The organism is Yinghuangia sp. YIM S10712, from assembly GCF_051388935.1.
Lineage (GTDB): Bacteria > Actinomycetota > Actinomycetes > Streptomycetales > Streptomycetaceae > Yinghuangia.
Map to the genome: position 1 here is coordinate 62,869 of NZ_JBPKBI010000017.1, position 20,741 is coordinate 83,609.

Here is a 20,741-nt window from a genome sequence, read left to right on the forward strand (position 1 = left end):
GCATCCGGCACATGTCCGCTTGCCACAGCGAACCCTGTGACGGCACACACCACAGAACGCCGACGCGTGACCGGGGGCACCGGAGCCACATCAATGCGCCGGTGGGAGAAGCCGGATCGTCCCACCACAGGCCCGTACCCCCCGCTGATCCGTGGCATCACCTCGACGACAAGGTCCCCTCATGAGCAGCGACGCCACCTTCCCCGAGGCGGGGGAGGACCGCAAGAAGCACAAGATCGACTTCGACCGGCACTCCACCGCCTACCGGACGGACTTCGAGGAGATCACCCGGGACCTGCACGGCAGGTGTCCGGTCGCCTGGACCGACCGCCACGGCGGCTATTGGCTTGCGAGCGGCAACCAGGAGGTGTTCGATCTGGCTCGGCGCGCGGACCTGCTGTCCAACGACAACGACGTCAAGGGGGAGAGGAAGGGCTATTTCGGGATCACCATCCCGCACCGGCCGCACGGCGAGGTCAGCACGCGCGGGGGGTTCCTGGAGATGGATCCGCCCGAGCAGCGGCACTACCGTCAGGCACTGAACCCGTACCTCTCCCCGGCTGCCGTCGCGCGCTGGCAGCCGGTCATGGACGAGATCACCCGGGCCTGCGTCGACGAACGCATCGAGACCGGCACCATCGACTTCGTCGACGACCTGGCCAACATCGTCCCCGCCGTGATGACCATGGCCCTGCTCGGGCTGCCGCTGCGGGACTGGGAAGTCTTCTGCGAGCCGGCGCATATGAGCGTGTACACCAAGCCCGACTCGCCGGAGATGGCGAAGGTCATCGACGGCATGGCCAGGTCGTACCAGCGAATCACCGAACACATCGCCCGGCTCCGGGCCGAACCGCGTCCTGGCCTGGTCGACGCGCTGATCCACGCGGACATCAACGGCAGCTCGCCCACCGACCGCGACATCATGGAAGCGGTGATGCTGCTGATCGGTGGTGGGTTCGACACCACGACCGCGCTGACCGCGCATTCGCTGGAGTGGCTGTCGGAGAATCCGGCGGAGCGTGAGCGCCTCAGTAGTGAGCGGGATGCGCTTCTGGACAGCGCGACCGAGGAGTTCCTGCGCTATTTCACCCCCGCTGTGGGTGACGGGCGTACGATCGCGGCCGACTGCGAGGTCGCGGGGACGCGGTTCAGGGAGGGTGAACGGCTGTGGCTGTCCTGGGCGATGGCCAATCGGGACGCGCGGGTGTTCGACGATCCCGACACGGTGCGTCTGGACCGTACGGGCAACCGGCACGCGAGCTTCGGCCTGGGCATCCACCGGTGCATCGGCTCGAACTTCGCCCGCAAGTCGTTCAAGACCATGCTCACCCACGTCCTCGACCGCATGCCCGACTACGCATGCGTTCCCGAGGAAACCGTCCACTACGACACAACCGGCCTCATCAACGGCATGAAACACCTTCCCGCCACCTTCACGCCCGGGCGTCGTCTCGGCCCGGGGCTCGACGAAACCATCGACGCGCTCCAACGGGTCTGTGATGAGCAGCGACTCGCCGAACCGGTGACCGCACGCGGGACAGCAGTAGGCACAGAACGGTGAAGGCGGGCGGCAGACCGCCTGTGGTTGCCCGGCAGGGCAGAGCCACCGCGGCTTGCCGTCCCCCCTTATCGCGCAATCCCCGTAGCCTGCCGATCAACGACCGGAAGCCGAAAAGCAATTGTGTACCTCCCGACGCCGTGTGCGCTCCGGAGTGGCCCGGTGGTGAAAGGAAGCAGATGGCACACTCCCGCCCTGTCGGCGCACAGACCTCCAAGACGCGCGCGGTCCTATTGGATTGCGCTGAGCGGCTCATGCTCGACGAAGGGTACGCGGCGGTCACCTACCGCAGTGTGGCCGCCGAGGCGGAAGTGACCGCCGGGACGGTCCAGTATTACTTCCCGACCCTTGACGAACTTTTCATCGCCCTGGTTCGGGACCGGTCGAAGCAGAGTTTGAAAAAGCTGGTCGCGGACCTCCGTACGAACCACCCCCTGCGCGCGGTCTGGAACTACGCCAGCGATACGGCGGCAGCAGGCTTGACCGCAGAGCTCATGGCCCTCGCCAACCACCGAAAATGCATTCGCTCGGAAATGGCCGAGACGGGCATGCAGGCACGCGAACTCGTGATGAGCGCACTGGACGAGGCGCCCGGGAACTACGCCTTTCCGCAGGAGGTTGCACGGCCGGAGGTCCTGGTGTTCCTCATGACCAGCACTCCCCGGATGATCGTGATGGAGGAAGCCGCCGGCATCTCGATGTCCCATGCCGAGGTCGTGGACTTCATCGATCGGTATCTCGACACCGTCGAAAGGTCATGAGGTGCCGCGCGGTCGGGCGTTCTTCCCCTCTGTGCGGGTCGTCGGCGGGACGTGACCAGGGCACACCGACACCGAGACTTCGTTGTTCTCGAATGCACCGATGGTTTTCGGGCGCAAAACAACACCGACGAGAAAGGTTTCGCCCCCATGAGGATTGGCCTGACAGGACGGCCGGCCACCACCGATCAACTTGTCGAGCAGGCCCTGGCCGCCGAGAACGCCGGCTTCAGTTCCGTCTGGTACGACAACAGCGTCCTGTCCGACCCCCTCGCGGCGATGGCGGTGGCCGGACGCGCGACGACATCGATCGAACTCGGCACCGCGATCCTCCAGACCTACTTCTGCCACCCGATGTTCCAGGCGAGACGCGTCAGCGCGGTCACCGAGGCCATGGGACGCCCCGGCTTCACGCTGGGTATCGGCCCTTCCCACGAACCGCTCGTCAGCGGCGTGTATGGCCTGCCCTACGACCACCCCGGCCGCAATACCGAGGAATACCTGCGCATCCTCACCGGTCTGCTGCGAGGTGACGAAGTCACCTACGAGGGTGAGGATTGGACCGTCCGAGGGGCACACGTCCCGGCGACGCAACCTGTCCCCGTGCTGCTGGCGGCACTCGGGCCGCGGCTCCTCCGCGTCGCCGGCGAACTCGCGGACGGGGTCGTACTGTTCATGGCATCCGCGCGGGCGATCGAAACCCACATCGCCCCTCGTCTCCACGCCGCCGCGTCAGCGGCCGGACGACCCGCGCCACGCATTGTCGCCGGCCTCCCCATCGCCGTCCACGACGACCTCGACGAGGCCCGCCAGGCGACGGCCAGGACTGCGCGCAGCTACGAGAGCCTGCCGAACTACCGCCGCATCATGGACATCGGCGGCGTGGCGACTCCCGCCGACGCCGCGATCCTCGGCGACGAGCCGAGCGTGACGCGGCAGTTGCAAAGCCTTCTCGATGCGGGAGCCACCGACATCCAGGCCTTCGTCGTACCCGTAGGCGAGGACCGCCGCCAATCCCGGGAGCGCACAACGGACTTGCTGGCCTCGCTCGCGAAGTGACCCAACGTGGAGCGCAATGCACCGAGGGTGGACACGCAGTAGATCGACGGGTCGTACCGACTTTCGCCGGTTGGCCCGGCTGCAACTAGAGCGTGTCCACCTGGTCCAGGTATCGCTCGATGTAGTCGATGGTCTCCGCGTGGGACTTCACAATGCCGGCGGCTTCCTCCATGACAATCATCCGCGGCGTGCTGGTCATCAGGAACACCAGCACGTCAGGAGATGGCGCCTCCGGAAGGAAACCGTAGTCTCCGGAGGCCTCGGCAAGGGCCGCGAGAGCCAATTCCCGGGCCTTCAGCCCGGCCTCCGCGATCTCCGTCCGAATCCGCTCGCGATGATTTCCGAGAGCCATGAGTTCCGTGGTCAGCACCGCGGAGGCCTGGTGGTTGGCGTAGTCCCAGATGGCGCGGAGCGGATGCTTGGTTTTCAGGTCTTCGGCCAGCTTCCGCAGACTTCGCTGCGTGCGGTCTTGGACCAGGGCGACGAACAGGTCGTCGCTTGCGGGGAAGTAGTACTGCACCAGGCTCGGGCCGACACCGGCCTTGGAGGCGACGTTTCGGTACGTGACCGCCGCGTACCCCTCGTCGAGCATGATCTGCTCCGCGCAGTCCAGCAACACGCTGCGTGTCTTCGAGGTCTCCGTGCCGACGCGGCGGGGGGCTGCCATCAGTGTCCTCTCACAACCGAAACGGGATCGGCACCGCGCCGACCCTCGGCCCACATGCTAGAGGCCGACCTGCGGCGTGGGCTTTCCGTGTCTCAGCGAAAAGGTGCTGTCCGCTGACCGGATCACGTGCCTGCCGCGGACCGCGCAGACAACTTGGGTGCGGCCACTGACATCCTCTCCCGCCGAAGGTCTTGTATGGCTGTACAGCATCACTGTACGCTCGTACAGCATCGGCCGGGAAATCTTCTTGGAGGTTCGCGTTGAGTCGTGTCGCGGTGATCACCGGAGCCGCATCCGGCCTGGGGCTGGCGATCTGTGCGCATATGGCCCGCCAGGGACGGCAGATCGCGGTCCTCGACCTGGACGCCGAGGCAGCCGACAAGGCCGCGGTGCAGCTACGAGCCCAGGGGGCGAAGGCCGTCGCAGTCCAGGCGGACGTAGCGGATCGGTCCATGGTCGATAACGCGTTCGACCGCGTGCGCACCGCACTCGGCCCGATCGAGATCCTGGTGACCAGCGCCGGGATCTCCGGGTTCGTCCCGTTCGAGCAACTGACCGCTGAGCAGTGGGCGCGCACGATCTCGGTGAATCTGACGGGGACCTTCCACTGCCTGCAATCCGCGATACCCGACATGGTCGCGGCCGGCTGGGGCCGGATCGTGACCATGTCGTCAGCCGCGGGACAGACAGGTGTACCGCGCCAGGCCCATTACTCCGCGTCGAAGGGTGGCATCATCGCGCTGACCAAAACGGTCGCCCTCGAATACGCCGCGAAGGGCATCACGGCGAACACCATCCCGCCGTTCACCGTCGACACGCCGATGCTGCGCGGCGCACAGCGTTCGAAACAACTGCCCGGTGCCGAAGTGCTGTCACGGGCGGTCCCGGCGGGCCGTCTCGGCACCGCCGACGAGATCGCCGCGGTGTGCGCCTTCCTGTGCACGGACGAAGCGTCGTACATCACCGGCCAGGTCGTCGGAGTCAACGGAGGTGCAGTCACGTGAAGGACCGGTTCTCCCTGGACGGCCAGGTCGCGATCATCACCGGCGGGGGCACCGGGATCGGACGCGGCACAGCGCTGGTCCTCGCCCGCCGCGGCGCGGACGTCGTGCTCGCGGGGCGACGCCGCGAACCGCTTGAGGCAACCGCAAAGGAAGTCCAGGCGCTCGGACGGCGGGCGCTCGCGGTGCCGACCGACGTCACCGACCCCGCACAGTGCCAGGAACTGGTCGACGCGGCGCTGAACGAACTGGGCCGCCTCGACATCCTGGTGAACAACGCCGGCGGCGCCGAGACGAAGTCGATCGCGAAGTGGACCGAGGACGAGTGGCACCAGGTCATCGCCCTCAACCTGGGCAGCGTCTGGTTCCTTTCCCGCTGCGCCGCGCGACCCATGCTGGAACAGCGCAAGGGCGCGATCGTGAACATCTCGTCCGGGGCGAGCCTGCTGTCCATGCCGCAAGCCGCCCCGTACGGCGCGGCCAAGGCCGGGGCCAACAGCCTGACCGGGTCGATGGCGGCAGCCTGGACCGGCAAGGGCGTCCGGGTCAACGCGATCGCGGTGGGCGCGGTGCGTGCGGCCACCCTGGTCGACGTCGCCGCACTTCACGGCGTCGACCCGGAGACTTTCGGCCGGACCAACGCCTCCGGCCGTCTCGGCGACCCCGAGGAAATCGCCCACGGCGTGCTGTTCTTCGCCTCCGACGCGTCCAGCTTCTGCTCCGGACAAACCCTGTACATGCACGGCGGCCCCGGCCTCGCCGGCATCTGACGGCCCCGCCCGCCAATCCGGAAGCGACAGCCACACAGACGGTCGCGACGACAGACACGCAAGGAGGACCCGAGATGGCACGAGTGAAGGCGATTCCGCCCAGGGAATGGCCGCGCGAGATGCGTGAGGCTTTGGCCGCGCTGGTCCCGTCCGAGTCGCGGCACCCCCTTCTGGTCAGTGAAGGGCGTCCCAAGGGACTGAACGCCCTGGGCAGCTTCGCCCATCACCCGGCCTTGGCCCGCGCCTTCTTCCAGATGCAAGCCCACCTTCTGTTGAACACAACCCTGACTCCGCGGCAGCGTGAACTGCTCATCCTGCGTGTCACCCACCTGCGCCAGGCCCACTACGAGTGGGCCCAACACGTGCACGCGGCACAGGACACCGGCCTGGACAAGGACGAGATCGCCCGCATCGCCGATGACCTTGACCCGGACTCCTGGTCACCGCTGGAGTCGGCCCTGCTCCAGGCGACCGACGAGCTCGTCGGCGACGGCGGCATCTCCGACAAGACCTGGGCCGAGTTGTCCGCACACCTCGATACCCAACAGCTCATGGACGTCATCTTCACCGTCGGCATCTACGAGACAGTTTCTTGGCTGTTCCGCAGCCTCGACATCGACTTCGACGACGACCTCAGGCCCGCCTGACGCACGGGCGCAGGCCCGTCTCGTGCGACACCGTCCGCTGCCGTGGCCAGGAAGACGAGGATCGGCGTCGGCGTCGTGGGGTAGGGCCGCGCAATGTGCCACCGTTCGACACCCCGATCACGCGCAGCGGGAGCCCGCATCGCGAGATTGCCGGACAACCCTTCTCCAAGGCCCTCGCAGGCTGGCATACCCCTGGGTGGGTCAATCCCTTCGGGTCTCTCTCGACCCTTGCCTGAAAGGCAGGTGCCATGACCAAGACAGTGTCCCTGAACCCAAGCCGATCAAGTCACGCGCGACCTGCTCCGGGGGTTGTCGAGTGCGGTCATTCATGACGGCGGGAACCGCGAACGCGGGGAAAACCAGTCGGCGGTACCGTGTGGTGCAATGGGCGACCGGCAACATCGGGACACGATCCTTGCGCGAGGTGATCGAGCATCCCGATTTGGACCTCGTCGGCCTTTACGCACATAGCCCGGACAAGGTAGGACGCGACGCGGGCGAGTTGTGCGGGGTCGCGTCCGTCGGAGTCACCGCCACGGACAGCGTCGAAGCCATCGTCGGCCTGCACGCCGATTGCGTCCTGTACATGCCACTCCACTGTGACCTCGACGTTGTCTGTCGACTCCTCGCGTCGGGAACCAACGTCGTGACGACGCGCGGGGAGTTCCACCGCCCGGCGAGCATGGATCCGTCCGAACGGGCCCGAGTCGAAGCCGCCTGCGCCGAAGGCGGCACATCGGTCCACAGCACCGGCGTCAGCCCGGGGTTCATCACCGAGGCGGTTCCTCTCGTCCTCGCTTCCATCCAACGTCGGCTGGAGTCGCTGCGAATCCACGAGTACGCCGATCTCTCGCGCCGTGATTCGCCCCTACTGGTTTTCGATGTCATGGGGTTCGGCCGCGCACCCGAGGAATTGGCCGCGACCGGCCGCCTGACGCACGCCGAGGCCACCTTCGGCCCCTCACTCGCACTCGTCGCCGACGCACTGGGATTGCCCCTCGACTCGGTCCAGGCGTCAGGTGAGGTCGCGACCGCCACGCGTACGATCGAAATCGCCGCCGGGACCCTGCCGAAGGGCAGCGTGGCCGCGCAACGCCACGCCGTGTCGGGCATGCGAGACGGCCGAGAACTGCTGCGCTTCGAAGCCACTTGGTACTGCACCACCGACCTGGAACCCGCCTGGGACGCCCGTCCCACCGGCTGGCATGTCGTGGTCGACGGCGACGCTCCTCTCGACATCGACATGCGCTTCGCCGTGCCGATCGAGCGGATGGCCGCCGCGGCGCCCGGGTACACCGCGAACCGCGCAGTCAACGCCGTCCCGCACGTCTGCGCCTCCGCGCCGGGCATCCGTACGACGTTGGACCTGCCGCATATCACCGCGACACTGCTCAGCACCACAAACAAAGCCGACCGATAAACCGCCGCGCACTCCTCGGACCGAACTCCGGAGCCGGCGCGTTGTCGGCCCCATTACCGAATTCGGAGCCGGCGCCCACCGTCCGCATGCGGTGACCGCGACCCGGCTGTGCGCGGGCCCGCGAGCACACGGTGGCCGCGTCGCTTCGGCGCATCCTGCTGTCCCGCGGTTTGCCGGAACAGGCGAACCTGGACGTCGCGCACCGATACCTTCCGGCCGAGGCGGGTGTCGGTGGCGACCGGTTCGACGTCACACAGCTCTCCGGAGCCCGTGTCGCCCTGGTCGTCGGTGACGTGGTCGGTCACGGCCTGCATGCCGTGCAATGGGGCGGGTGCGGACCGCGGTGCACAACCTCTCCGCACTCGACCTCGCACCGAATCGGGAAGCATGCTTTCGCGAGCGCGTCGGCACCCCGCCTCCTCCGTGGGCCGGGGTGTCCCGCGCGAGCGGCCGTGAAGGTGCCCGCGATCGGGTCGTGAATCGCGTAGAGGCATGCTGCGCCGGTGATGAGGCGCGCGGCGTTTCGGCCTCGTCGACCGCCGCGCCGCTGAACTGGTCGTTGCGCGGGCCGCGGTGAGCGCTTCGTCGATGGCCGGGCTGTCGATGCCGGTCAGGTTGCTGGGGCTTTAACTGTGGAGCAGCTTGTACAGGATCGGCTCGGGATCGTCGAGCACGGATTGGCCGACGGTGCTCTGCCACGTGGTCTGGCCGGGGGCGACTTGCCTGACGAACTCGAGGATGGGCATGACTCGGACGTGCACGGTCACGCCGCGGTAGGCGCCCAGCTTGGCCTGCAGGATGCCTGCCAGTTTCTCGCTGAGGGGCGACGCGGGCACACTGTACGCGAATTCGAATTTCTTGGTGCCGTTCGCCGTGAGTTTGTCGAAGAGTTCTGCGGCTTTGCGCGGATCGTTGTCGGGCGCGGCCAGTTGGAGGTTGGCCATGGGCGACAGAGCACTGAATACGCCGCGCGCCGGTTTTCCCTCCCCTTCGTAGATCTGGTCGTTGATTTCCGCAGCGGAGAGCGCGTGGGCCACGGCGAGCCGGGCGTCGCGGTTGTCGAACGGGGCCACGCGGGTGTCGAACTGCAGCATTGCGCCGCCATCGAGATGCAGTTCGACCACGCCAAGGCCGGCTTCCTCGGCCGCCGCCTTGTCCGGCCCCCACCGGTTTCGTGCGCAGGCCGTCAGGGCCGGCTGCGCGGATCGCGGTGGGCGACGCGATGAAGTTCAGGCTCCGCGACACCGAGCGGTCGAAGTTGGAGTTGGGGCTGACAAGCCTGATGTGCAGTGTCAGTGGGTCCCCGGAGGCGACGGTCATGGCGCTGATCTGCCTGGCCGGCGCGCTGCCGCTGCCCCCCTCGTCCCCCGAACTGGAGCGCTGCCGCTCCCAATTTAACTGCACTGCCGCCGCGTCGAGTACCGTGCCGTCGCTGAATGTGATTCCGGGCCGCAGGCGCAGCGTCCAGTTCGTTTCCGTCGCGTCGCCGGTCATGGACTCGGCCATGTGCGGGTGGACCGTTTTCGTGGTCGCGTCGGTCCACAGCAGGACGTCGTACAGGGCGGTCATGCGGCTGCCGTCGGTGATGCCGTCGGAACTGCTGGTCAGGGGGGCGAGGCTGATGACGTCTGAGCGCAGGCCCATGACCAGCTCGCCGCCGGATTCGGGCGTTCCCTCCGCTCGGGGCGCGTCGCCCGAGGCGCTGCACGCGACAAGCATGCCGACGGCACACACCGCGGCCACCGCCGCGCGCTCTCCTGACGGATCAACCGGGCCTCGGCCCGATGCCGTCGGCGCGTGTCGGCGAGCGTAGAGAATACGGAGCGGACAGGCAACGAAAAGTAATCCAGAAGTTGAATCTATGAACTCCATAGATCTGAATTATGTCTCCACTCGTGAAAGCGCGCCGACATCGCGGGTCTTGTGGAACGTCCGCGGGTGGGCTAATTTCCCCGAGTTCCGTTCTTCTGCGAGCTAGACGAGTCGATGCATTAGCAGAAATCGACAGTTTCGGCCGCCGTTGCGCGAGAGCGGGAGCGTTGCGGCGTTGCGGCGGGAGGTCGTCTGGAGGCAGGCGGCCGACTCGGGCATCATCGCAATTGATAGGTCCCATCAATTTAACTTGCACGTTACTTTTTGTTGATTCGCGCGCCTTCGTATCTCTACGCTCGCCGACACGGCAGCGACCGCCAAGGGAATTTACGGCGAGTTCGATGCCGCCGCCGACGGTCGGTACGGCACGACATCGACCGGTGCTCGACGTCACAGCCCCGCGCGTTCCCGCACGTCCGCATGCCCCGTGTCTCCCGGACCGAAGGACTTCAATCCCATGCCCGTGAAACCAAGACCCAGCCGCGCCCACCGGTACACCCCCATCGCGCTCTTCACCTCCGCCGCCCTGCTGGCGGCCGCGGGGTGCGGCGGGGCCACGGACAAACCTGCCGCCGACAGCCAGACCCTGGCACTGTCCGTGCTGGGCGCACCGAACTCCTTCGACGTGACCCAACTCGCGGACGGGCAGCAGGCGTACGTCTGGAACTCGGTGTACGACACGCTGCTGTACACCGACAACAAGGGACAGATCCAGCCCAACGCCGCCGAGAGTTGGTCCTACTCCGAGGACGGCCGCACGCTGACGTTCAAGCTGCGCAAGGGCATGAAGTTCAGCAATGGCCACCCGGTGACCGCAGCCGAGGTGAGGGCCACCCTGGATCACGTCAGGACGACGCCCGGGCCGCAGCAGAGCCAGTTGGCCGCCATCGCCTCGATCGACACACCCGACGAGGTCACTGTCGTGCTCCGTCTCCACGCGCCGAACGCGGCTTTGTTGGTCAGCTTGACGATGGGTGCCGGTGTGATCGCCGATCCGGCGACGATGAAGGATCCGAGCGCGGCACTGAACCCGGTCGGGTCCGGCCCGTACACCTTGGACAAGGCCGCGACGGTGAACGGCTCGACGTACGTGCTCAACAAGCGCGACGACTACTGGAACGCGGACGCCTACCCGTTCGACACCGTCAAGGTCAAGGTGATGCCGGACCGCATCGCGACAGTCAATGCGCTGCAAGCGGGCGAGCTCAACGCGGGCACTGTCGAGCCGACCCAGGTCGACCAGCTCAAGAGCGCCGGGTTCGACGTCACACTCGTCCCGGCGACGTCACTCGGCGCCTTGGTCCTGACCGACCGGGAAGGCACGATCCTCAAGCCGCTGGCCGATGTGCGTGTGCGTCAGGCGATCAACATGGCCTTCGACCGGCAGAAGATCGTCACGCAGTTCCTGCGGGGAGCGGGGCGACCCACGGAACAGATCGTCAACCCCAAGAGCCCGTCGTACGACCCGGCGCTGGACACGACCTATCCCTTCGACCCGGCGGGTGCGAAGCGGCTGTTGGCCGAGGCGGGCTATCCCGACGGCTTCTCGGTGACGATGCCAAGCCTGTACTTCACCAAGCCGTTCGAGCCGACGATCGGCCAGGCTTTGAAGGACATCGGGATTAACGTCACCTGGGAACCGGTGCCCGCGCAGAACAACAACATCGCACTGACCTCGGGGAAGTACGCGATGTACTTCACGGCCGACGGGCTGGGCGCGGTCGCGCGCGACGCCGAGAGGTATTTCTCGCCCCAGGGCAGCCGCAACCCGTTCCACACCACTAACCCCGAGGTCACGAGTCTTCTCCAGGAGGCGTCGGCCACGCAGGACCCGGCGAGGCTCAACGAGACATTCAAGAAGATCAGCGCCTATGGAACGAAGAACGCCTGGTACGCCCCGGTCTTCTTCGCCGGAACCTCCTGGGTGACCAAAAAGGGCATCGTGTATCTCGGTGATGGTTCGTCGACGCTCGTCACCATCCGAGCCTTCGGGGTCTCGGACTGACTTGCGCCGGGCGGCGTCGCCGAACCACTGCTCGCGCGATTGTCGAGAACGAACGAACCGCCTGATCTGTATGTGATCCGCAGACCGGGCGGAGGTCGGAATGCCGACGCTCCTGGTCGGGGACTCGCCGTGCCCGGTGAGTCCCCGACCGGGCGGGAGCCGGAGGCATGGCCTACGAACCCCGACAGCCGTTGACCGTGGCGGCAAGACCGTCCAAGGCGTCCCGGATGGCGGCGGTGGGCGCCGTGGAGTCGTTCTCGATGAAGGAGAAGACCTTCCAACGGCCGTCGCCGCCGCGGGTGACGCCGCTCAGGGCGAGGGCTCCGGTCAGGGTTCCGGTCTTGGCCTTGACCAGGCCGACCGCGCATTGTGAGTGAGGGTCGTCGAAGCGTCCCCATTCGGGGCCGAGCGTGCCGCCTGCTTCGCCCGACACGGGAAGTCCCGCGAGGACGGGCGCCAGGCGCGGGTCCTGGTGATGGTCTTGGACCAGGTCGAGGATGTCGGCGATCGCCGAGGCGGGCACGCGGTCGGCGCGGGACAGACCGCTGCCGTCGTTGAGTTCGACGCCGGACAGATCGAGTCCGTACCGTGTGGACAGTGCCTCGCGCAGAGCCGCGATGCCGCCCGCGAAGGTGGCGGGTCGTCCCGTGCCCAACGCGGTTGCGCGCAATAGGCTTTCGGCGATGTTGTTGTCGCTAGTCCTGAGCATGTGCGGCACGATCTCGGCCAATTCCCCGGAGTCGTGCCGTGCCACGACGGAGGCCTCGGAGTCGGCTTCGTCGCGGGTGATGGCGCCGACAACGTCGATTCCGGCGGCGGTGAGTTGCCGCGCGAACTCCTGCCCGGCGTCGAGGCCCGTGTCCATCAGCGGTCGCCCGTCGACGACAAGCGCACGGACGGGGGCGACGGAGCCGGGGTAATAGCCGTCATTCCAGCCGTTTGCGAGGGAGGGTTCGCCGAACAGGCTGTCGTCGACACGCACTTGGATGCGAAGGACGCCGACGGCACGCAGCCGCGCGGCGGTGGTGCGGGCCAGTTCCGCCAGGTCCGCGGTGGTGAGCGTACGGTCGCCCCCGCCGACCAGCGTGAGCGCGTCGGGGCCCTGGACCACGTGGGTCTGAAAGCGGTGGCCCGGACCGAGCACCGCCAAGGCCGCGACAGCCGTGAACAGCTTCGCGTTGGAGGCGGGCATCAGGGCCTCGGTTCCCCGGTACTGCCATACGACGTTGTCGGACTCGGCGTCCATGACGAATCCGCTGACGCGCGGGCCCAGCCGTGTGTCGGTGATGCGCTGGTCGAGAAACCGTGCGATGGCTTCGTCGGCGGCCGACGCACGGCCGCCCGGGGTCGCCACTGCATCGACCGACGCCTGCGCCGTCGAGGCGACTGCGGTTCCCGATAACGGGAGCAGGGACGTGATCGCGGCCAGGGCGACGATGCGGCGCAGCCGTGACGCCGCCGCGCGCGCGAGCTGTCCGCCGGGGGTGTGGTGGCCGACAGTGCCGGCGTCCGTTGGGTGCACGTGTGTTTCTCCTTGCCGAGTGCGAGGTGTCCGTCGAGCCGCCCGGGCACGGTCGACGACGTGGGCGATTGTGTCCACGGACGAGGTGGGCGAAAGCGCAGGCCTCCAGGTCGCTGACTTGGGCGCAGCCGAAGTGCGTGACGGTGTGGCAGGTCGTGGGCAGGCAGATCAGCCAATTCAGCCTCTGGGAACGCAGGTCCGCCGCGACGTGGACGCTCGATCCGGGGATCCTCACGGACGCGGCATCACCGTGCTTCCTCCGCCCGACGCACGCGCCCGCGCCGACGTGGCGGCCGAAACCCCCTGCGGAAACCCGCAGTGGCCCCGCCTGAAGGCGCACGAACATGATCGCGGGGCGCCGGTCTCCGGCGTCGCCGGGTAGGCCCGGCGCGTGGCGAAGGTGAACCGAGACACGCTGCCGCGTCCGTGGTGCTGTTCCCGTTGTCGCCGCGTTGAGTTGGTCGTGGCGGGTCACAGGGTTGTCCCGCCCGGGAGACGAAGCCCGCTGCGCGCGGGCGCGGCGTGGAGCATGGGGCGTGGTGTCAGGGCGATGGTCAGGGCGGCGGCTGCGGTGGCTGCCGTGGCGGCGGTGGTTTGGCCGGCCAGGGCGAGCAGCGCGCCGGGCAGGAGGAGCCGTTCGTACAGGTGCCGGGTGACGGCTTGGTGGAGTCGGCCGCCGGCGTGCGGCCGGGTGGCCGCCAGCACGGCGACCGCGAGGGGCACGGCTGCGCCGAGGAAGAGCAGGAAGCCGGCCGTGGGCGGACGTCCGGTCAGCACCGGGGTGAAGGCGGCAGTGGTGTACGTGGCGGCCGAGAGCACCCCGAGGGTTCTTGCCGTACGGGTGGGGCCGTGGCGCACCGGGTGCGTGCGGCAGTGTGCCTTGAGGTCGTTGGGGCGGTCGTCGAGGGCCAGGAGCAGGTTGCCGAACGCCCCCTGCACTCCCAACGCCACCGCGGGCGCGACCAGTTCGGCGGGCGGCCAAGGCGCCGCCAGACAGGCGCCGGCCAACAAAGGGCACGACCAGCCCGCGAAACCGGTGGCCGCGTCGCCCCACAGCCCTCGGTCCTTCAGCCATCTGCCGTACGCGTAGGAGGCGACGGCAGCGAGGACCACGAACAGCAGCGCGCGGACGTTCAGCAGCGACATCAAGACCACAGCCACCACAGCGGCCAGGCCCGCCGAGGTCGTGGCGGCGCACGGAGACAGTCGTCCGGAGGGGATCGGCCGGTCCGGCTTCGTCGCCATGTCCTGGGACCGGGTGAGGTAGTCCGCGGCATACAGCGCGCTCGCGCACGCCGCCGCGGCGGCCACCGCAGCCGTCGCCTGCGCCACCGCATCGGGGCCCGGTCCGCCCAAAGCGGTGCCCGTGGCGCCGATCAGGGACACCACCACCAGGTCATAGGGGCGCAGGGTCTCCACATGGCCGCTCAGCCTCGGCCGGGTGGATCGGTTCCCGCCTACCGGGGCCGACCCGGGCTGTCGGGCGTCGGGCCGTGTCACCGCTGCCTGCCGATGTCCGTTCCGGGAACGTCGGCGTCGGCGTCGTCGGTGGCGGTGACGGCGGCGATCAGGTCGCGAAGTACCTGGCTGTGCGGGCCGGGAGGAAGGTCGTCCAGGGCCTGGTGGCATTGCAGGGCGTACTCCTGGGCGATTACCTGCGCCTGCTTGAGCGCCCCGGTCTCCTCCAGCAGAGCGGCCAGTTCCTCGTGACGAGCGGACGGATCGTCGGCGAGCAGGGCCGTCAGCCGCGTCCGCGCGCGGGCGTCGCCCAGAGCGCCGACGAGGACCAGCGGCAGCGCTGGGCGGGCGTTGCGCAGATCGCTGTCCGCCGGCTTGCCCTCGCGCGCGGCGGTGGAGGTGTACGGCAGCAGGTCGTCCCGGATCTGGAAGGCGATACCCAGCGCCTGCCCGTACGCGGCCAGGGCCCGCACCTGGCGGGCGCCGCCTCCTCCGAGCAGCGCCCCCATCTCGCAGGAGGCCCGCAGCAGCGCCGCCGTCTTCAGCCGCGCCGTCTCCGCGTAGTCGGCCAACGCTGATGCGCAACCGGCGCCCTGCACAGTGGTGGTCCAGCCGAGCTCGCGGGCGACGCCTTCGGCCATGTCCCGCCCGGCAGCGGCCAAGACACCGACTGCCTGCTGAACCGCGCGGGCCGGGACGCCGCGTTCCGCGCACCGCGCCACCTGCTCGAACGCGGCGAAAAGCAGTCCGTCACCGGCCAGGATCGCCAGCGGGGTGCCGAACCGCCGGTGCACCGCCGGTCTTCCGCGCCGCAACTCGTCGCCGTCGACGATGTCGTCGTGGACGAGGCTGCCCACGTGCAGCAACTCCATCCCCACCGCCGCGGGCAGGACCTCCTCCCGCCGACCCCCCACCGCGGCGGCCGACTCCACCAGCAGCACCGGCCGCAGCAGCTTGCCCGGCGAGGCAAGCGCCCATCCGCTCACCTCAGTCAACGCATCGCCACCGCGCTCGGCCAGCCACTCCGCCACTGCGCGGCCCACCGTCGCGGCCGCAGCGCTGCCGGCCCACCGCAACCCGTCCCCGCTGCCGGCCGATTCACCGACCTGCTGCCCGCGGCCGTCTGTCCCCACGTGTACGTCACCTGTCCCGGACCGAATCCTTGAGGTACACGCGGACAACGATCCAGATGGCACGCAGTCACACCCACGCTTCCCCCGGTGAGCTCCCGGATGGGCGCGCCCTGTCGCCCTCGCCGACCGGCGGAGCCGGGCAGTCGGCGAACGCGTCGCGGCGTATGAATCGACCTTCACCCCTCAGGGCACGCGACTCCCAGTCACGACGAGCCCCGTGACCACGGTGGTTCGGGTGGACGTGGCGCCACCGAGCGAGGACGCCGGCGGTCTCGGCGACACGGAACCCGAACGACACATGCTCCACTGGAAGGCGAACAGAGAGCGGGACCCCCGCCAAGAGTGGTACATGGGCGCCCCTCGCGCCGAACGGGCCGAGGCTGTCGCGTGGCTGCGGCGCAACGAGCCGACCACGGCGTACCGGGTGTCATCCGGTGGCCGACGTGCCGCACAGGGTGTGTGCCTGGGAGTCCCTCGCTTCGCTGGTGCGCTGTCTGCCGGTGATGCGCGCGTCGTTCGCAGCCAGCGCCGAGGCCGCCTAGGCGATGCACCGCGAACGTCGCCGAACCAAAAACCGTTGGGACAACGTCACCGTCGAAGAACACCAACGCCTTGCAGAACTCGGCATCGGTTCGGGGATGACGTGCCGGCGGCGCCTGGTCGGCCGCGTCTGCCGCGGGCCGGTGGCACGCCCTCACAACCAGAGGGGGAACCCCCCACGTCACGGTGTTCCGGCACGGGGCCGACACGCTTCCGTGTTCCTACGCGAAGTCCCGCCAGTGCCGGGTCATGTATTCAGCGCTGCGGAGTGTCCAGGCGACCTGCGTGAATGTCGGGTTGACGCTGGAGCCGGTCGGAAACACGCCCGGTGTCGCGATGAAGAGATTTTCGAGGTCGTGCGTCTGCCCGTGGGATGTCACAACAGAAGTGCGGGGGTGGTTTCCCATGATGGTTCCGCCCATGATGTGCGCGGTTGCCCGGGCTCCGGCCCACGCCTCCGTGGCACCTGCGGCATGCATGATCTCCAGCCCCTGTGCCAAAGCGGCGTCCTGGAGCGCATGCGCGTTGTCGTCGTGATCATGGGTGACCATGGCGATCGGCATTCCGTGCTCGTCCCGCTCGTCGAGCAGGGTCAGCCGGTTGTCGGCGCTCACAGTGCCGGTGCCGATAAGGTCCATGGACGCGAGATGGCCGGACGCCCGGCGCATGAACGCGTCCAACCGCGCGCCGTCCAGGTCAGCCCGGGACATCGCGATGCCCGCGAGGTCGTTGGGTTTCTTCGAGGTGCCGATGAGCCACTGGTAGCCGCCGAAGTATCCCCCCTTGGCCGGGTCGGAGTCGTGGTCCTCCTGGCACAGCAGCTGAGCACCGGTCGGTCCACGGCCGATGTCGGTCCGCTCGGCGAACAACCCATACAGGCTGAGCAGCGCGTGTACGTGGATGAAGCGGCCGACCAATCCGCTGGAGTTGGCCAGGCCACCCTCGGCGGAGTTGAGCAGAAGCCGGGGCGTTTCCAGAGCGAAGGCAGCCAGTACGACCACCTTCGCCTCCTGCACATGCCGTCGTCCCCTGTCGTCAACGTACTCCACGCCGGAGGCGCGGCCCCGCCTGCTCAGCACGCGGAGTACGTGGATCCCGGTGCGGAACTCCGCGCCGGCCTGCTTCGCCTCCGGGATGAAGGTGACCAGCGGGTTTCCCAAGGCACCGATCGAACACCCCGAGTCGCACCAGCCGTTGAGGTCGCACGCCGGCCGGCCCTTGTACGGCCGGGACAAGATCGCCTGGGGCGCCGGCGAGGTACGCAGACCAAGCGCGTCGAACCCTCTCTTGAGGATGCGCCCGTGCGCCTGCAGAGGCAGCGGCGGAAGCGGGTACGGAGCGCCGGGCGGACGCCAGACTTCCGCCCGGGCGTCACCGGACATGCCGACATCGCGCTGCGCACGGTCGTAATAGGGCCGCAAGTCGTCGTAGCCCAGTGGCCAGTCCAATTGCCACCCGTATCGGGTGCGCACGTCGAAGTCGGCGGCATGCATGCGGAACCAGCCCGCATAGTGGTGGATACCCGCACCGCCCATGCCGCGTCCGAGATTGAAGCCAATTCCTACCGGATCACGGCCCTGGCTGCGGTACAGCCCAGTGCCGCCACGGAGCCGACGGGACCAGATCTGGGAGCTGACGAGGTCTCGTGACTGCCAGTCCGGACCCGACTCCAGAACCAGTACCCGCTTTCCCGCGCGCGCCAGCTCTCGGGCGACGATCGATCCGGCGTACCCAGCGCCCACGATGACCGCGTCCACCGCCCGGTCGCCCGACGGCGACCGTCCGATGGCGTCCCCGCTCGTTGCCCGCACCGCGTTCACCATGACGTCACCGGCTCAATCTGGGGTCGGTACGGAAGACCGATGTGGGCGTATCCCGCCGGCACCCCGTATACGACGTCGATCGCATCGCCCCGCGTGACGAGGCGGAACAACGCGAACGGCGGTCCATCCCACGAGAGTTCACCTCTGCTCAGGATGTCGAGAAGATCAGAGCGCTGCGCACCGGACGACATCACGAAAGGCACGCCGAAGCGCGCCCGACTCGCCGCATCCAACGCATTCGCCCCGGCCTGATAAAAACCAGCCCATGGCGGCGGCCAGTCGAAATACCGAATGCCGAGCAGTGCGTCATCAGGCTTCTTGGCAAGCTGTGTTGTCACAAAATCGACAACGCCGTGATCCGCAGCCCCCGGCACCAGCAGATCGCACCACGCCTCGATTGTCCTCGTCCATTCCAGCGCGGCAGGTGGTTCCGCGCTGCTCGGCGAAGCCGTAGACGGAGGCGCACCGACGGTGACCAGGGAAGCCCAGGCCAGAAGCGCACCGAACCCGGCGGCCTGTCGCAAGAAGACTTTTCGTGTGATGTTTTCGCGCACGGACGATACCTCCGTCGGCGGGACGGCGTCGACGCTTGGCTGTCGGGGGAGTTTCCGGGGCCGCGCCGGACATGGACAATAGCGGGAGCGGCGATGGCTGGGTGATGTATTTTTCGGACTGATCCCAAAAATCGTGCGGCGTGAGCCATGCCCCGGAGCAAGGTACTTGCAGCGGACGGAGTTCGGCTTCTGTCCGGCATCCAGTTGGCACGTACCAACCGAAACGAATGGCGGCGCCACGAATCCGGACCGCGAAAGCCTGCTGGGCGGGTGTACTGCGCGGTATACGGTTCGGGTTTCGCATGACGTGCTTGTGCAGCCTTCGCGCTTGAAACGAGGCCGGAGCCGATCCGATGGCAGTGTCGGATATCTCGTGGATCAAGCAAAGGACCGCGCCCGATGGATTGCCGACCGCGACAGGAGGTTTGCCCCGGCGGCCGGCCGTGGTGGGGCGGCGGCATGCGGGCCCACCGGGCGGCAAGCTGCTCGCTGTAGGCGACCCGACCTCCGACGTCGTCCGCCGAGCTCGACTACTTCGACGAGCCACACCTGGCCCGCGCGCTGTGCTCCTACATCGGACGCACCGCCTGGCAGCTGCGCAGAGCGTCGACGGCGCGTGCAGCGTGCGCAGAACGCGATGGCGGGACCGACTCGCGGAGCCGTGGCGCCTCCCGGGGTGGGCCGAGGACGAGACTCTGATCGGGGGCTGTATCGGGAGATGGGACCGTGACAAGGTCCGGTCAGAGCGCGGCGCCGAGGGTGGCCAGGAACTCCTGCGTGCGGTGGCGGGAAGCGCGGCGGTCCTGTGGTGTGGCGCCGAGGGGGACGATGCGGGCGGCGAGGTCGGTGACGCCTGCGTCGCGGTAGCGCCTGAGTCGGGTGAGGACGGCTGATTCGTCGCCGACGGCCATGGTGTCTCCCACGTCCTCGGCGTCCCCGTGTTGGAGCAGGCGTGCGTAGTTGGGTGAGATGTCGGCGTGCCCGAGGACTTCGCTTGCGAATTCCCGTGCCGTGTCGACCTCGTCGTTGCGGCAGAGCGCGACCGGCACTCCGGCGATGACGCGCGGCGCCGGTCGTCCGGCGGCGGAGGCGGCCTTGGTGATGCGCGGCACGATGTGCTCGGCGACGGCCCGTTCGTCCGCCATCCACAGGATCGTGCCGGACGCCTCCTCGCCCGCGAGGCGGAGCATGGCCGGGCCCAGTGCGGAGATGACCACCGGCATCGGTTGCGGTTCGGCGACGTCGAGGGGGCTGTGGACGTGGTACGTGGCGTTCTCGACATCGACGCGGCCGTACCCCGCGAAGGCCCGTGTGAGCACCGCGAGATAGTCGCGCAGCAACGCGGCAGGGCGCTCGTACGGAAGACCGAGTTGGTCCTCGACGATCCAGTGGTGTGACGGCCCGAGGCCGAGCGTGAACCGTCCGGCGCAGGCGGCCTGCGTGGTCAGTGCCTGCTGCGCCATCGGGATCGGGTGACGTGTCTGAAGCGGCACGACTGCGGTGCCCAGTTCGATCCGCTCGGTCACCCGGCCGGCGATGGCGATGGCGGTCAACGCGTCGAGATAGCCCGGGATTTGGGGGACCCACAGCGACGCGAACCCGTCGCGCTCGGCGGCTTGGATGTCCTCGACCAAGCCGTCCAGCCGCTCGGCGCGCGTGCGTTCTTTGTCGCTGCCCACCATCAGGCCGATACGCATGACTTCCCCGTTCTGCCGTCGGTGCCCGAACCGCTCGGCGCCGCAGACGCATTGCGGCGACGGGGCGCACGATACCGGTCGTCAGCCGGGCGAGGCGCCATGGTGACGAGGTGAAAGTCGGTCAGGGTGCCGTTGTTGCTTCGGCGTCATGTACGTGGCGTGCGGTCGGCGGCGAGCCTGCATCCCGGCGGACCTGCCTCCGAACCGCCTCTCTCCCACCATCGATTTGCATCTGGGTGGTGGCACGCAGCGCGTCC

Annotated in this window: 16 protein-coding genes and 2 pseudogenes; 9 read left to right on the plus strand and 9 right to left on the minus strand. The window is 68.3% G+C overall.

All coding sequences use genetic code 11. The annotated features are described in order from the left end of the window. The first annotated feature begins 181 nt into the window (after positions 1–181). The 3 genes from ACRX5W_RS26695 (at position 182) to ACRX5W_RS26705 (ending at position 3,375) form a co-directional block, all read left to right on the plus strand. On the plus strand, positions 182–1,561 hold the full coding sequence (locus ACRX5W_RS26695) for a cytochrome P450 (RefSeq protein ID WP_436790875.1): 1,380 nt from the start codon (positions 182–184) through the stop codon (positions 1,559–1,561). A gap of 176 nt (positions 1,562–1,737) precedes the next feature. Next, positions 1,738–2,319 (plus strand): TetR/AcrR family transcriptional regulator, encoded by a 582-nt coding sequence (locus tag ACRX5W_RS26700; RefSeq protein ID WP_436790876.1) that lies wholly within the window; start codon positions 1,738–1,740, stop codon positions 2,317–2,319. Between the two features lie 147 nt (positions 2,320–2,466). Further along, positions 2,467–3,375 carry a TIGR03564 family F420-dependent LLM class oxidoreductase gene (locus ACRX5W_RS26705; protein ID WP_436790877.1) on the plus strand — a complete coding sequence of 303 codons (909 nt, stop codon included), beginning with the start codon at positions 2,467–2,469 and terminating at the stop codon, positions 3,373–3,375. A gap of 85 nt (positions 3,376–3,460) precedes the next feature. On the opposite strand, the gene ACRX5W_RS26710 is transcribed toward ACRX5W_RS26705, so the two are convergent. Next, positions 3,461–4,042, minus strand: a complete 582-nt coding sequence (locus ACRX5W_RS26710) for a TetR/AcrR family transcriptional regulator (RefSeq protein ID WP_436790878.1) — start codon at positions 4,040–4,042, stop codon at positions 3,461–3,463. Positions 4,043–4,302: 260 nt separating this feature from the next. Here ACRX5W_RS26710 and ACRX5W_RS26715 point away from each other — a divergent pair, with 260 nt between their 5' ends. The 5 genes and pseudogenes from ACRX5W_RS26715 to ACRX5W_RS26735 all read left to right on the plus strand — a co-directional run. Then, the gene (locus tag ACRX5W_RS26715) at positions 4,303–5,046 is read left to right on the plus strand and encodes an SDR family NAD(P)-dependent oxidoreductase (RefSeq protein WP_436790879.1); all 744 of its coding nucleotides are present in this window, start codon (positions 4,303–4,305) and stop codon (positions 5,044–5,046) included. After that, positions 5,043–5,813, plus strand: coding sequence for an SDR family NAD(P)-dependent oxidoreductase (locus ACRX5W_RS26720; RefSeq protein ID WP_436790880.1), 771 nt, complete (start codon positions 5,043–5,045; stop codon positions 5,811–5,813). The genes ACRX5W_RS26715 and ACRX5W_RS26720 overlap by 4 nt, the downstream gene beginning before the upstream one ends. 74 nt (positions 5,814–5,887) lie before the next feature. After that, on the plus strand, positions 5,888–6,460 hold the full coding sequence (locus ACRX5W_RS26725) for a carboxymuconolactone decarboxylase family protein (RefSeq protein ID WP_436790881.1): 573 nt from the start codon (positions 5,888–5,890) through the stop codon (positions 6,458–6,460). Between the two features lie 424 nt (positions 6,461–6,884). Next, on the plus strand, positions 6,885–7,880 hold the full coding sequence (locus ACRX5W_RS26730; protein WP_436790882.1) for an NAD(P)H-dependent amine dehydrogenase family protein: 996 nt from the start codon (positions 6,885–6,887) through the stop codon (positions 7,878–7,880). A 119-nt stretch (positions 7,881–7,999) separates the two neighbouring features. Continuing rightward, a pseudogene (locus tag ACRX5W_RS26735) lies at positions 8,000–8,259 on the plus strand (SpoIIE family protein phosphatase); the annotation flags it as partial. Positions 8,260–8,506: 247 nt separating this feature from the next. On the opposite strand, the gene ACRX5W_RS26740 reads toward ACRX5W_RS26735, so the two are convergent. Continuing rightward, positions 8,507–9,004: an ABC transporter substrate-binding protein gene (locus ACRX5W_RS26740; protein WP_436790883.1), complete on the minus strand. Its 498-nt coding sequence runs from the start codon at positions 9,002–9,004 to the stop codon at positions 8,507–8,509. Between the two features lie 91 nt (positions 9,005–9,095). Further along, positions 9,096–9,752: pseudogene (locus ACRX5W_RS26745) on the minus strand (ABC transporter substrate-binding protein); the annotation flags it as partial. A gap of 457 nt (positions 9,753–10,209) precedes the next feature. On the opposite strand from ACRX5W_RS26745, the gene ACRX5W_RS26750 reads away from it, so the two are divergent. Then, entirely contained in the window at positions 10,210–11,757 is a 1,548-nt protein-coding gene (locus ACRX5W_RS26750; protein ID WP_436790884.1) for an ABC transporter substrate-binding protein, read from the plus strand. A gap of 172 nt (positions 11,758–11,929) precedes the next feature. Here the strand turns inward: ACRX5W_RS26750 and dacB are convergent, their stop codons facing one another. From dacB to ACRX5W_RS26780, 6 genes are all read right to left on the minus strand, one after another. Beyond that, positions 11,930–13,279, minus strand: coding sequence for a D-alanyl-D-alanine carboxypeptidase/D-alanyl-D-alanine endopeptidase (dacB, locus tag ACRX5W_RS26755; RefSeq protein WP_436790885.1), 1,350 nt, complete (start codon positions 13,277–13,279; stop codon positions 11,930–11,932). 471 nt (positions 13,280–13,750) lie between these two features. Further along, complete coding sequence (locus ACRX5W_RS26760; RefSeq protein WP_436790886.1) at positions 13,751–14,698, minus strand: UbiA family prenyltransferase; 948 nt, start codon at positions 14,696–14,698, stop codon at positions 13,751–13,753. Positions 14,699–14,775: 77 nt separating this feature from the next. Further along, complete coding sequence (locus tag ACRX5W_RS26765; protein WP_436790887.1) at positions 14,776–15,870, minus strand: polyprenyl synthetase family protein; 1,095 nt, start codon at positions 15,868–15,870, stop codon at positions 14,776–14,778. A gap of 761 nt (positions 15,871–16,631) precedes the next feature. After that, on the minus strand, positions 16,632–18,221 hold the full coding sequence (locus tag ACRX5W_RS26770) for a GMC family oxidoreductase (protein ID WP_436790888.1): 1,590 nt from the start codon (positions 18,219–18,221) through the stop codon (positions 16,632–16,634). Between the two features lie 5 nt (positions 18,222–18,226). Next, positions 18,227–18,787 carry a gluconate 2-dehydrogenase subunit 3 family protein gene (locus tag ACRX5W_RS26775; RefSeq protein WP_436790889.1) on the minus strand — a complete coding sequence of 187 codons (561 nt, stop codon included), beginning with the start codon at positions 18,785–18,787 and terminating at the stop codon, positions 18,227–18,229. A gap of 740 nt (positions 18,788–19,527) precedes the next feature. Next, entirely contained in the window at positions 19,528–20,484 is a 957-nt protein-coding gene (locus ACRX5W_RS26780; protein ID WP_436790890.1) for an LLM class F420-dependent oxidoreductase, read from the minus strand. Positions 20,485–20,741 lie beyond the last annotated feature (257 nt).

Excerpts from the sequence above, each read along its gene's own strand:
- ACRX5W_RS26695 (WP_436790875.1), top strand. The coding sequence starts at position 182 with ATGAGCAGCGACGCCACCTTCCCCGAGGCGGGGGAGGACCGCAAGAAG.
- ACRX5W_RS26700 (WP_436790876.1), top strand. The coding sequence starts at position 1,738 with ATGGCACACTCCCGCCCTGTCGGCGCACAGACCTCCAAGACGCGCGCG.
- ACRX5W_RS26705 (WP_436790877.1), top strand. The coding sequence starts at position 2,467 with ATGAGGATTGGCCTGACAGGACGGCCGGCCACCACCGATCAACTTGTC.
- ACRX5W_RS26710 (WP_436790878.1), bottom strand. The coding sequence starts at position 4,042 with ATGGCAGCCCCCCGCCGCGTCGGCACGGAGACCTCGAAGACACGCAGC.
- ACRX5W_RS26725 (WP_436790881.1), top strand. The coding sequence starts at position 5,888 with ATGGCACGAGTGAAGGCGATTCCGCCCAGGGAATGGCCGCGCGAGATG.
- ACRX5W_RS26750 (WP_436790884.1), top strand. The coding sequence starts at position 10,210 with ATGCCCGTGAAACCAAGACCCAGCCGCGCCCACCGGTACACCCCCATC.
- ACRX5W_RS26780 (WP_436790890.1), bottom strand. The coding sequence starts at position 20,484 with ATGCGTATCGGCCTGATGGTGGGCAGCGACAAAGAACGCACGCGCGCC.